Genomic DNA, 13,139 nt, shown 5'->3' with positions numbered 1-13,139 from the left:
TCATGTTGGATATCCTCTGGAATTTTTTCGCCTTTGTTATCGCGCTGGGCATCCTCATAACGTTTCACGAATACGGGCACTTTTGGGTGGCACGTCGTTGTGGCGTAAAGGTGCTCAAATTTTCAATCGGGTTTGGTAAGGCCATATGGAGTAGAACCAGTGCCAGCGGCACCGAATATGTCATAGCGGCGATACCACTTGGCGGCTTCGTCCGTATGTTGGATGGACGAGTAGACGACATCGCAGAACAAGACAAGCCTTATGCATTTGATAGTAAACCGGTCTGGCAACGAATCGCGATCGTTTCCGCTGGGCCTATCGCCAACTTCGTATTTGCAGTTTTTGCTTATTGGTTGATGTTCGGCATAGGTGTTCCTAGCGTCAAGCCCGTGATAGGTGAGGTCGCACCGCAGAGCATAGCGGCTGATGCCGGTCTGCAGCCAAAGTCAGAGTTTATAGAGATAGCAGGTCGTAGGACGCTTGACTGGGAAGAGGTCAGTTTAGCTCTGGTCAGTCACATTGGCGGTGAGAAAATAGAGGTACTGGTCGATGCGCCAGACCAAGGAAAAGTCGCCAAACAATTAGACATTAGTCAATGGAACTTTGATCCAGATAGAGAGCCTCTTCTGCAATCATTGGGCATTAAACCGTTCTTTCCTGAAGTGACATTGCAACTTGCCCATGTAGAGGAAGGAAGTGCAGCCGCTGTGGGCGGTTTGCAGGTGGGTGATGAGGTTTTAGCTGCTAATGGCGAAGTGATTGAATCATGGCCGCAGCTGGTATCGATTATTGCGACCAGTCCAGGCCAACCAGTATTGCTGGATCTAACTCGTGCCGACGAGAAAATGTCCCTTACCGTGGTTCCCGGAGAAAGGGACAGTGATGACGGGAGGGTGGGCTACCTGGGTGTTGCCCCCAAAGTTGAACCTTGGCCGGACGCCTATAGATTAGAAATGCAATACGGTTTTGTTGATGCCTTTGTGAAAGGCGTCGAGAAAACGGGACAGCTTATTACTCTTAGCATTGATATGATCGGCAAGCTAATCACGGGTGATGTGTCGGTCAAGAACCTTAGTGGACCGATCTCCATTGCCCAAGGTGCAGGGAGTAGCGCAGGTTATGGATTAGTCTACTTCCTGGGTTTTCTGGCGTTAATCAGTGTCAATTTGGGAGTGATTAATCTATTACCACTTCCGGTATTAGACGGTGGTCATTTGGTTTATTACATCGTCGAAGCTATTCGGGGCAAACCTGTGTCTGAGCGCATTCAAGAGGTAGGATTCAGAATTGGGTCTGTACTGCTGCTTATGATCATGGGAATAGCGATTTTTAACGATGTCGCACGCCTGTAGTCCAAACAGCGAAGAATTATAAGAAGTATTCGAGCAAAAATAGAATGAATTCAATGGGGTTTCGTAAAGCGCTTTCCGCACTCTGCCTGCTTGGCGCATCTTTTGTTGCAAGTGCATCGGCATCTTCTTCATCTTTTGTTGTTGAAGATATTCAGATTGAAGGGCTGCAACGTGTTGCTCTGGGTGCAGCACTGCTGCATGTGCCAGTGCGTGTCGGTGATGAGGTAACACCACTCAGTGTGGCTCAATTAATCAAGTCACTGAATAAGTCTGGCCACTTTGAGTCGATCCAGGTGCTGCGAGATGGTGATGTACTTCTTATCCGTGTAGCAGAACGCCCAACTATCAGTAATATCGTGTTCAGCGGTAATGAAGATATTCCTGATGAAAAGTTGGAAGAAAGTCTTGCCGGTAACGGTATTAAGGTCGGTGAGCCTTTAGATCGAAGTATCATTGCCAATGTCGAGAAAGGGTTGGAAGACTTCTATTATGGTGTGGGTAAGTACACCGCAAAAGTTGATGTATTTGTCACGCCGTTACCGCGAAACCGAGTTGATTTGAAAATTGTATTCAATGAAGGTGATGCGGCTAAGATCCAGCAGATTAATATCGTTGGTAACCGCATTTTCCCTGAAGCAGAGTTACGAGAACTATTTGAGCTCACAGACCACGTACCTTGGTGGGACTTTTTCGGTTCTGAGCGCTACGAGAAGCAACGCTTAAGTGGCGATTTGGAAAACCTGACCAGTTACTACCGCGATAGAGGTTATATCCGCTTCAACGTTGATTCGACACAGGTCTCGTTGACACCAGATAAGAAAGCTGTCTACGTCACCATCAACGTCTCTGAGGGAGAGACCTATAACGTCTCAGAAGTGAAAGTTGCCGGTAACCTGGTAGGAAAAGACGAACTGATTCGCGCTCTGATTCCGTTTAAAGAGGGTAGCCTGTACAGCGCAGCTGAGGTTACCTATGCAGAAGAAACCATCAGCCGTTATCTGGGACGTTTTGGTTATGCGTATCCAAAGGTTAGTACTTACCCAGAAGTCGATGATGTAGACAAGACTGTTAAGCTAACTGTTCACGTTGAGCCCGGAGCTCGAATTTATGTGCGCCGTATCAATTTCTCCGGCAACCACATCACTAAAGATGAGGTGTTGCGCCGAGAAATGCGACAGATGGAAGGTGCGTGGCTGTCAGAAGCTGCTCTTGAACAATCAAAAGCACGATTAAATCGTCTTGGTTTCTTTGCCGATCCCAATTATGAAGTAGTCAGATTAGTGGGTAGTGAGGATATCGTTGATGTCGACTGGACAGTAACAGAGCAGCAGACTGGCTCGTTTAACGCCGGGGTAGGCTACGGTACTGGCAGTGGTGTCAGCCTACAGGGTGGTATTTCTCAAAAGAATTTTATGGGAACAGGGAACAGTGTTTCTCTTAATGTTTCCCAAAATACATATTCACAGCGAGTCGATGTCTCTTATACCGACCCATACTTTACTAAAGATGGGGTATCACTAGGCGGACGTGTTTTCTACAGCTCGTTCGATGCGGGTGATGCTAACTTGGTCAACTACAACAATGACTCATATGGTGTAAGTAGTAACTTGGGCTTCCCGCTGAACGAATATGACCGATTGAGCTTTGGCGTTGGTTTTCGCCACAATGAATTGTCCAACTTGGATCCCTACGATCAGATCCAGCAATTCTTCTTAATTTACGCGGACACAGATGACCCGGATGCCAAACTCGAGTTTGATACGTTCGATTTGAATGCCCAGTGGTCTCGTAACAAGTTGAACAGAGGTTTATTCCCATCCTCAGGCTATCGCCACACCGTGGGTGGAAAAGTCACTACACCTGAAAGTAGTGATTTGCAATATTTCAAGCTGAACTATGAAAGTCGCTGGTATTTCCCGCTAACTCAAAAACAAGACTTCAGCTTTATGGTGAAAACCAGCTTGGGTTACGGTAACGGTTATGGCGACAAGGATGGCAATGATCAAATCTTACCGTTCTGGGAGAACTTTAGGGGGGGCGGCTCTGGCACGCTAAGGGGCTTCCGTTCAAACTCTGTCGGTCCTCGTGGGGTTATCAGGTACCCAGACCCAGAAAATATTCCAGGTTCGCCAAACCCTGGCGGAGGCAGCGACTCGATTCTGCCAGGTCCCCAAGATGATTTAATCAGTACAAGTAGTAACTCACTTGGTGGTAATGCGATGGCTATGGCAACTTTTGAGTTGTTTGTCCCGACACCCTTCTTGGATGAGTCATATAACAACTCTGTCCGTTCCAGCTTCTTTGTTGATGCAGGTAACGTTTGGGATACAGAATTTGACTATGATAGCTATCGAGATCTTTCACCTGAAGAATTTGCAAAAATCGATGACTACTCTGATCCCAGTAGAATGCGAGTTTCTGCAGGTATCTCTGTCCAATGGGTATCGCCCATGGGGCCTATGGTATTCAGCCTGGCGAAAGCTGTTAAAGACTACGAAGGCGACGAAACAGAAGTGTTCTCGTTCAATATTGGTAAGACTTTCTAGTCCGCTGGTATCACATTATCGGAAGTGCTAGATTTACGGGCTGTTAGGAAGCCTATTACAAAACTTAAGGAGCATGCTTTGAAAAAGCTGTTTTTCGCTGCCTTGGCAGCAATTGCTTTGATTTCCAATGTAGCGGCAGCAGACGTTGCCTACGTCAATATGCCAAAAGTTCTGCAGGAGATGCCTCAGAAGGATGAAATTGGCGCACTCCTTAAGCGCGAATTCGCCGACCGTGTTGAAGAGATTAAGCGCATGGAAGGTGAGATGCAGGGAATCGTTCAGAAAGCACAGAAAGATGGTGCTTTAATGGGCGAAGATGAGCGCATTGCGCTTGAACGCCAACTTGAAGCGTTAAAGTCTCAGTACGAGCTTAAAACCAAAGCTTTGGAAGAAGACAATCGTCGCCGTCAGGCGGACGAACGAAATAAGCTGCTCATGAAAGTACAGGCAGCAATTAATAAGGTTGCAACTGCAGAAGGTATCGCCATGGTGTTCAATACCAACGCGCTGGTTTTTGCTGCTGATAATACAGATATCACTGACAAGGTGATCGCCGAGCTGGCGAAAGCCCAGTAAGGAAATCTATGTCCAAAGTTACACTCTCTGAGTTGGCGGCTCATATTGGCGCCGAGTTACAGGGGGATCCTCAAGCAGAGGTCGAGTCTATCGCCTCGCTTGACAAGGCAGGCGACCACCAGGTCGCCTTTCTTACAAATCCCAAGTACAAAACGCACCTGAAAGAAGCAAAAGCCACAGCAGTTATCGTAAGCCCTGATGTTGCTGAAGAAGTAAACAGCAATGCCCTGGTCATGGCTAATCCCTACCTTGGTTATGCATTAGCCGCTCAGCTTTTGGACACGTCCCCTGCACATGCCAGCAGCATACACCCAAGTGCCGTGGTTGATGGGGTTACGTTAGGCTCTAACGTTTCGATAGGTGCTCATGCGGTCATCGAACCAGGTTCTGAGATCGGCGACGGCGCTGTCATCGGCGCTAATAGCTATATTGGGCATAACTCTAAACTTGGTGAAAATACGCACATTTTCAGCAACGTAACCCTTTATCACCGCACGGTAATCGGAGCAGATTGTCGCATACATAGTGGTACAGTAGTTGGCGCTGATGGTTTCGGTTACGCCAACGATAAAGGCAACTGGGTACGGATCCCACAGACGGGTCGAGTGATCATCGAAGACAATGTGGAAATTGGCGCATTGGTAACTATTGATCGTGGGGCGCTGGATGACACCATCATTCGTGCCGGGGTCATTATTGACGACCATTGTCATGTGGCCCATAACGTTGAAATTGGTGATCGTACTGCCATTGCTGGCGCGGCAACGTTTGCTGGCAGCGTCAAGGTTGGCAAACAGTGTGTTATCGGTGGCGCGTCCGTAGTCAATGGCCACATCGAAATTGGCGATAATGTGCACTACTCTGGAATGAGTATGGTGATGCGTGGCGAAAAAGAGCCGGGTGTATACAGCTCTGGTGTCATCACTCTGCCAAATAAAGAGTGGCGTAAAAATGCCGCCAGGTTCCCCAAGCTGGATGAGATGTACCGGCGTATTAAAGCGCTGGAATCGGAACTGAACGCATTGAAAGGCGACGACTGAATTCGTCGCTATTAGTTAACAGAATTTAAGGAGCGTACTTTGTCTGACGCGAACACTATGGATATTCAGGATATCCTGGATCATCTACCACACCGTTATCCTTTTCTTTTGGTCGACAAAGTTCTCGATTATGAAGCAGGTAAGTGGCTGCACGCGATTAAGAACGTGACGTATAACGAGCACTTCTTCCCTGGTCATTTCCCAAAGAAACCGGTTTTTCCAGGCGTACTTATCCTTGAGGCGATGGCTCAGGCAACCGGTATTCTGGGATACAAAACGTCGGTAGATAAGCCGACTGAAAATACCATCTACTACTTTGCATCTTGTGACAATGCGCGTTTTAAGCGCCCGGTGGTTCCTGGTGATACTGTGGTCTTGGAAGTGGAACTGGTAAAAGAGCGTCGCGGGATGGCGAAGTTCGATTGTGTAGCCAAGGTGGAAGGTCAGGTAGTTTGTTCTGCTGAAATCATGTGTGCACGTCGCGAGGCCTAAGGGTGATAGACAAGTCCGCTAAGATACATCCAACTGCTGTAGTTGAACCTACGGCAGTCATTGGTGCCAATGTAGAGATTGGTCCTTTTTCTTATATCGCAGATAACGTAAGCATCGGTGACGATACGGTGATCAGTTCTCATGTGGTTGTGAGAGGCCCGACGCGTATCGGTAAAAGAAATCGTATCTTCCAGTTTGCCTCTGTTGGTGAGGATTGCCAGGACAAAAAATATGCTGGTGAGCCCACTGAGCTGGAGATAGGCGACGACAATGTTATCCGCGAGTGTGTGACTATTCATCGTGGTACGGTTCAGGATGAAGGGATCACAAAAATCGGTAGCCGTGGCCTGTTTATGGCTTACGTCCATATCGCTCATGATTGTATTGTCGGTGATGACGTGATCCTGGCTAACAACGTCACACTAGCGGGCCATATCAAAGTGGGTAACCACGCCATTATCGGCGGGCTATCGGCATTTCATCAGTTTGTGAAAATTGGTGATCACGCCTTTATCGCCGGTGGTTCAACGGTGCATAAAGACGTGCCAACCTATGTTATGTGTCGTGATGACCATGCCCATGGTATCAATAGTGAAGGCCTGAAACGCCGTGGCTTCAGCAAAGAAGCTATCATGGCTATCCGCCGTGCTTACAAGGCGGTATATCGTAAGAATCTCACTTTGGAAGAAGCGAAGCCTGTTTTGCAGGAAATGGCTGAAGAGCACCCCGAAGTGAAAGCGCTTTCAGACTTCATCCTGGCCAGTGAGCGTGGCATTGTCCGATAAGGCGGGAAACCGCCCCTTTAATATCGCCATTGTTGCCGGGGAGATGTCAGGAGACATCCTCGGCGCTGGTCTTATCAAGTCACTCAAAAAACGATATCCAAACGCAAACTTTGTTGGCATCGGCGGTCCCCGCATGTTGGAGCAGGAGTTTGATTCCTGGTTTCCGATGGAGACACTTTCGGTAATGGGATTGTTTGAAGTAATCAAACATTTGCCTGAGTTACTGAAAGTTCGTAGCCAACTGGTTAAAAGGCTGCTGGCACTCAAACCCGATGTGTTTATTGGCATTGATGCGCCAGATTTTAATCTGGGTGTTGAGGCCAAGCTTAAAGCGCAGGGGATCAAAACTGTCCATTACGTCAGCCCGACGGTTTGGGCATGGCGGCCAAAACGTATCTTCAAGATAGACAAAGCCACGGATGTGGTGCTGTCGCTGCTGCCGTTTGAAAAAGCGTTCTACGACAAACATCAGGTAGCTTGCGAATTTGTAGGCCATCCGTTGGCGGATGACGTTCCGCTCGATAGCTCTCAATTAGCGGCACGCAAAAAGCTAGGTTTAGCTGAAAATGCGTTGGTGCTGGGGGTGTTACCGGGCAGTCGTGGCGGCGAAATGGAGCGTTTGTTGCCGACGTTTGTCGAGACTGTCACGCGGCTGCGACAGAAGCTACCAAATCTGGTCTGCGCGATGCCGTTAGCCAATGAAGCGCGGCAAGCACAATTTCAGCAGTTTATTGAACAGAGTCCCGGTGCAAAAGGCTTGTTTGTCACCTTTGATGGGCAGTCCCGGGAGGTCATGGCGGCATCTGATGCAATTCTGCTGGCCTCGGGAACAGCAGCGCTGGAAGCGATGTTGGTGAATCGCCCCATGGTTGTTGCTTATAAAGTGAGCGCTATGACCTACTGGCTCGCGAAACGGTTGGTGAAAGTGAACTATGTCTCTTTGCCCAATCTGCTCACCGATGCGCCTCTGGTGCCCGAGCTGCTGCAAGACGATGCGACACCGGAAGCGCTTGCCGACACCCTGCACAAACAATTGAGCCAGGATTGTTCACAACTCACAGAGACATTTAGAGCGCAGCATCTGACTTTAAGGCAAAATGCCAGCGAGAGAGCCGCAGATGTAGTACAGAATTTATTGGAGAACGGATGTTAATTGCTGGTGTGGACGAAGTTGGCCGTGGCCCCCTGATAGGTGATGTGGTAACCGCTGCAGTGATACTTGATCCTGCCAGGCCAATTGAGGGATTACATGACTCCAAAAAGCTCTCTGAAAAGAAGCGCGATGCACTTTATGATTTGATCATTGAGCGCGCTTTGTGTTGGTCTGTTGGGCGGGCAAGCGTTGCGGAGATCGATCAACTCAATATCCTCCATGCCACTATGCTGGCGATGCAGCGCGCTGTGGCTGGCTTATCTGAAACGCCAGAAAAAGTGCTGATTGATGGTAACCGTTGTCCTGAGTTACCGATGGTCGCCGAAGCGATTGTGGGTGGCGATGGTACCGTTGAATGTATCAGCGCGGCTTCGATTGTTGCCAAGGTGACGCGAGATCGAGAGATGGTTGAACTTGAAGCGCGTTTCCCAGGCTATGGCATTGCCAAACACAAGGGATATCCGACCAAACAGCACCTAGAAGCGATTCAAACCTTGGGTGTGACACCTGAACACCGCCGAAGCTTTAAACCGGTTCAACGTATTATCGACGCGATGTCATAACGAGCATTTTTATGACTGCTGATCCAAGATTTATCCACCTCCGCGTTCACAGTGACTTCTCCATGTGCGATGGCCTCAAGAAAGTAGGGCCTATCGTTAACCGGGTAAAAGAGTTAGGCATGCCAGCCGTCGCGGTGACAGACCAGATGAATATGTGTGGTCTGGTTCGTTTCTATGGCAATACCCAAGGCAATGGTATTAAACCTGTCATTGGTGCCGACCTCTGGGTTAACGTTGAAGAGTTTCCTGAAGAATTGTGCCGCCTGACCGCGCTTTGCGCCAATAATGAAGGTTACAAAAATCTGACGTTATTGATTTCAAAGGCATATCAGCGGGGTCATTTTCTTGGGCGTGCTGTGGTGGACAAGGCGTGGTTGGCTGAGCACGCAGAAGGGCTCATCCTGCTCTCTGGGGCCAGGGAAGGGGATGTTGGTAAAGCATTGCTCAAAGGCAACCACGCGCTGGTCGATGAGCTTTTAGCCTTTTATCAGCAGCATTTTTCAGAAAACTACTTTCTGGAACTGATCCGCACAGGGCGTGCTGAAGAAGAAACCTATCTGCATGAAGCGGTTGCCCTTGCAGGGCGAATGGGATTGCCTGTGGTGGCCACCAATGAAGTGGTGTTTCTCGAACCAGACCAATTTGAGGCGCATGAGGTGCGCGTTTCAATCCACGATGGTTTTACCCTTGAAGATCCGCGCCGTCCCAAACGCTACAGTGAACAACAGTATCTTCGTGATGAAGATGAGATGTGTGAACTGTTCAGCGACATTCCAGAAGCACTGAGCAACAGTGTCGAGATTGCAAAACGCTGCAATGTTTCAGTTCGCCTAGGCGAGTACTTCCTTCCTAACTTCCCTACGGGCGACCTGACGACAGAGGACTATCTGGTCAAGGTATCCGAGGAGGGGCTGGAGGAACGACTTGAGTTTTTGTTCCCTGATGAAAAAGAACGAGCAGAGAAGCGCCCTGAATACGATGAGCGCCTAGATATTGAGCTGGGCGTTATTAACCAGATGGGGTTCCCTGGTTACTTCCTGATCGTTGCCGAGTTTATCCAGTGGAGTAAGGACAACAATATTCCGGTGGGACCGGGGCGGGGTTCCGGTGCTGGTTCATTGGTGGCTTATGCATTAAAAATTACCGACCTTGATCCACTCGAATTTGACCTTCTCTTCGAGCGATTCCTTAACCCTGAACGTGTTTCGATGCCGGACTTTGACGTCGATTTCTGTATGGATCGGCGAGATGAAGTAATTGATCACGTGGCAGAGCTATATGGTCGCCAGGCGGTATCTCAGATCATTACCTTCGGTACTATGGCGGCCAAAGCGGCGATTCGAGATGTTGGCCGGGTACTTGGCCATGCCTATGGCTTCGTAGACCGTATCTCAAAGCTGGTGCCTGGTGATCCGGGCATGACCCTGGCAAAGGCGTTTGAAGTCGAACCTAAACTTCCCGAAATCTATGATGCTGACGAAGAGGTTCGTGAGCTGATCGATATGGCGCGGATCCTTGAAGGGGTAACACGAAACGCTGGTAAACACGCTGGGGGCGTGGTTATCGCGCCTACGACGATCACGGACTTTTCGCCGCTCTATTGTGATGACGAGGGTAAGAACCCGGTTACTCAGTTTGACAAAAACGACGTTGAAACCGCGGGGCTGGTTAAATTTGACTTCCTTGGTCTGCGTACGCTGACCATTATTCAGTGGGCACTGGATATGGTAAATGCCACGCGGGCAAAACAAGGGCTGGAAGATGAGCGGATCGAATCGATCCCGCTGGATGACCCGGCAAGTTTTAAAACCTTGCTAAAAGCAGAGACTACCGCGGTATTCCAGCTCGAATCTCGCGGCATGAAGGACCTGATTAAACGCCTCAAGCCCGACTGCTTCGAAGATATGATTGCATTGGTGGCGCTGTTCCGACCGGGACCGCTGCAGTCAGGCATGGTCGATAACTTTATTGACCGTAAGCTGGGTCGAGAAGATATCTCGTATCCGGATGCAACCTACCAGCATGAGTCGTTGCAGCCGATCCTGGAGCCCACCTACGGTATTATTCTCTACCAGGAGCAGGTGATGCAGATCGCCCAGGTTCTGGCGGGTTATAGCCTGGGTGGCGCTGACTTGCTGCGTCGAGCCATGGGTAAGAAAAAGCCCGAAGAGATGGCCAAACAGCGCTCGACCTTTGAGAGCGGCGCCAGCGATAACGGCATCGACCCAGAATTGGCGATGAAGATCTTTGACCTGGTGGAAAAGTTCGCCGGTTACGGATTTAACAAATCACACTCTGCCGCATACGCCTTGGTGTCTTATCAGACGTTGTGGATGAAAACCCACTATCCGTCAGAGTTTATGGCCGCCGTAATGTCGGCGGATATGGATAACACTGACAAGATCGTCACCCTGGTGGATGAAGTTAACCGCATGGGGTTAACCATCAGGCCGCCAGACGTTAACGAAGGTCAGTACCGGTTCAGCGTCGACGAGAAGGGTGCCATCGTTTATGGCATTGGTGCGGTCAAAGGGGTCGGTGAAGGCCCAATTGAAGCGATTATCGAAGCACGAGAGCACGGCGGTTCGTTCAAGGATCTTTTCGATTTTTGTGCGCGGGTAGATCTTAAACGGATCAATAAACGGATCCTGGAGAAGCTGGTCAAATCCGGTGCCATGGACAACCTGGGCCCTCATCGTGCCGCATTGATGGCGACGTTGCCTGATGCACTAAAGGCCGCTGACCAGCACCATAAAGCGCAATCTCAAGGTCAGGACGACCTGTTTGGCTTGCTGGCCAGTGAACATGAACATGTGACTCAGCACTTTATTGAAGTGCCGAAATGGCCTGAAGAGGTTTGGTTGGAAGGCGAGCGTGAAACGCTCGGCTTATATCTGACTGGTCACCCCATCAACCGTTACCTGAAAGAGCTAAAGCACTACGCGTCAGGCCGCTTGGTTGACTTGCGACCCACAGGGCGGGGTAAGACTGCGGTTGCATCCGGGCTTGTCTTGGGTGTGCGAGTGATGATGACCAAAAAAGGCAATCGTATGGGGCTTTTGTCACTTGATGATAAGAGCGGCCGTATGGATGTGATGTTGTTCTCCGAAGCATTTGAAAGATATCAGGAGTTATTGGAGAAAGATCGCATTTTGGTGGTCGAAGGAGAGGTCAGCTTTGATGACTTCTCTGGTGGACTTAGAATGACCGCCCGGGATGTCATGGACATCTCACAAGCGCGTGAAAAATATGCCAAAGGCTTGTTATTAAAAGTCAATCAAGCACAATTAGATGTTCAGGGCAAAACGCGTTTACAACAGATTCTGCAGCAACATTGGCAAGGCGTATGTCCGGTCAATCTGCACTACACGCGAGCCGAAGCTGAGGCCCGCCTGACGTTGGGTACGCAATGGCGAGTTACGCCCAGCGATAAGCTGCTTTACGAATTACGAGAAATGCTCGGCGCAGAACAGGTCGAGTTGGAATTTTAATCGTCTCATCCTATAGTTCCCGGATGAGGCCTGATTGCGGTAAGAGAAGCGATGAGCTTGAATTTTTTAGAGTTTGAACAGCCGATTGCCGAGTTAGAAGCGCAAATCGAAGAGCTGCAACTGGTTGCCAAAGGCACCGAAGTGGATATCGATCTGGAAGAAGAGATCAGCCGTTTACGCCAAAAGCGCGATGAGCTGACCAAGAAGATTTTCTCTGGATTAGGCCCTTGGCAGGTATCACAGTTGGCGCGTCATCCTATGCGCCCATATACCCTGGATTATATTCCTCTCATCTTTACCGAGTTTGATGAGCAAGCGGGTGACCGTGCTTTTGCTGATGACCCAGCGATTGTTTGTGGTACTGCACGCCTCGACGGTCAACCAGTAGTAGTTATCGGTCACCAGAAAGGCCGTGAAACCAAAGAGAAGGTCCGCCGTAACTTTGGTATGCCCAAACCGGAAGGCTACCGCAAAGCGCTGCGACTGATGGAACAGGCTGAGCGTTTCAATATGCCAATCATTACCTTTATCGACACGCCAGGTGCCTACCCGGGTGTTGGCGCTGAAGAGCGTGGTCAGAGTGAAGCTATTGCTCGCAATCTGAAAGTGATGGCCGGCCTTAAGGTACCGATTATCTGTACCGTGATTGGTGAAGGTGGTTCTGGTGGAGCGCTTGCGATTGGTGTGGGCGACCGCGTTAACATGCTACAAAACAGTACCTACTCAGTGATTTCGCCAGAGGGCTGTGCATCAATTCTGTGGAAGAGTGCTGAAAAAGCACCTCTGGCAGCGGATGCCATGGGTATTACTGCAGAGCGTTTGCATGAGTTGAAGTTGGTTGATTCAGTGTTAGAAGAGCCTATGGGCGGCGCCCATCGTCACCCAGATACGATGGCCGAAACGCTTCGTAGCAAGATCCTGGAAGACCTTAAGGTATTAAAAGGGATGAGCACGGACCAGTTACTTGAAGAGCGCTACCAGCGCCTGATGGGCTACGGTTACTGCTAAACTGCCACCAAGTAACATGGCCAGGTAGATAGATGGGCGCTTAGGCGCCCATTTTTGATCTTACGAATTATGATTTCTTCTCTCTTATTATCACGCTTATCATTGTTCTTGTTATCACGCTATTTTTTGCACC

Annotated in this window: 10 protein-coding genes; all 10 read left to right on the top strand. The window is 49.4% G+C overall.

The genetic code is table 11. The features are described 5' to 3' along the window. Positions 1-2 precede the first annotated feature (2 nt). The 10 genes from rseP (at position 3) to accA (ending at position 13,006) form a co-directional block, all read left to right on the top strand. A complete protein-coding gene (gene rseP / locus ABEA14_RS18105; RefSeq protein ID WP_345342072.1) occupies positions 3-1,352 on the top strand; it encodes a sigma E protease regulator RseP in 1,350 nt (449 codons plus the stop codon). 53 nt (positions 1,353-1,405) lie between these two features. Next, positions 1,406-3,898, top strand: coding sequence for an outer membrane protein assembly factor BamA (gene bamA / locus ABEA14_RS18100; RefSeq protein ID WP_345342070.1), 2,493 nt, complete (start codon positions 1,406-1,408; stop codon positions 3,896-3,898). Between the two features lie 78 nt (positions 3,899-3,976). Continuing rightward, the gene (locus ABEA14_RS18095; protein ID WP_345342068.1) at positions 3,977-4,474 is read left to right on the top strand and encodes an OmpH/Skp family outer membrane protein; all 498 of its coding nucleotides are present in this window, start codon (positions 3,977-3,979) and stop codon (positions 4,472-4,474) included. Between the two features lie 8 nt (positions 4,475-4,482). Beyond that, complete coding sequence (gene lpxD, locus ABEA14_RS18090) at positions 4,483-5,514, top strand: UDP-3-O-(3-hydroxymyristoyl)glucosamine N-acyltransferase (protein WP_345342066.1); 1,032 nt, start codon at positions 4,483-4,485, stop codon at positions 5,512-5,514. 57 nt (positions 5,515-5,571) lie between these two features. Beyond that, a complete protein-coding gene (gene fabZ, locus ABEA14_RS18085) occupies positions 5,572-6,006 on the top strand; it encodes a 3-hydroxyacyl-ACP dehydratase FabZ (RefSeq protein ID WP_345342194.1) in 435 nt (144 codons plus the stop codon). A 2-nt stretch (positions 6,007-6,008) separates the two neighbouring features. Continuing rightward, complete coding sequence (gene lpxA / locus ABEA14_RS18080) at positions 6,009-6,791, top strand: acyl-ACP--UDP-N-acetylglucosamine O-acyltransferase (protein WP_345342064.1); 783 nt, start codon at positions 6,009-6,011, stop codon at positions 6,789-6,791. Continuing rightward, entirely contained in the window at positions 6,781-7,944 is a 1,164-nt protein-coding gene (gene lpxB / locus ABEA14_RS18075) for a lipid-A-disaccharide synthase (protein WP_345342062.1), read from the top strand. The genes lpxA and lpxB overlap by 11 nt, the downstream gene beginning before the upstream one ends. Next, entirely contained in the window at positions 7,938-8,507 is a 570-nt protein-coding gene (rnhB, locus tag ABEA14_RS18070; RefSeq protein WP_345342061.1) for a ribonuclease HII, read from the top strand. The genes lpxB and rnhB overlap by 7 nt, the downstream gene beginning before the upstream one ends. Positions 8,508-8,518: 11 nt before the next feature. Then, a complete protein-coding gene (gene dnaE / locus ABEA14_RS18065) occupies positions 8,519-11,998 on the top strand; it encodes a DNA polymerase III subunit alpha (protein ID WP_345342059.1) in 3,480 nt (1,159 codons plus the stop codon). A gap of 51 nt (positions 11,999-12,049) precedes the next feature. Further along, positions 12,050-13,006 (top strand): acetyl-CoA carboxylase carboxyl transferase subunit alpha, encoded by a 957-nt coding sequence (gene accA, locus ABEA14_RS18060; protein WP_345342057.1) that lies wholly within the window; start codon positions 12,050-12,052, stop codon positions 13,004-13,006. Positions 13,007-13,139 lie beyond the last annotated feature (133 nt).

The sequence above is a fragment of the Corallincola platygyrae genome, from assembly GCF_039544265.1.
Lineage (GTDB): Bacteria > Pseudomonadota > Gammaproteobacteria > Enterobacterales > Neiellaceae > Corallincola > Corallincola platygyrae.
Note: the sequence above shows the minus strand (reverse complement) of the source record. Positions and strands in the feature narration are given on the sequence as shown.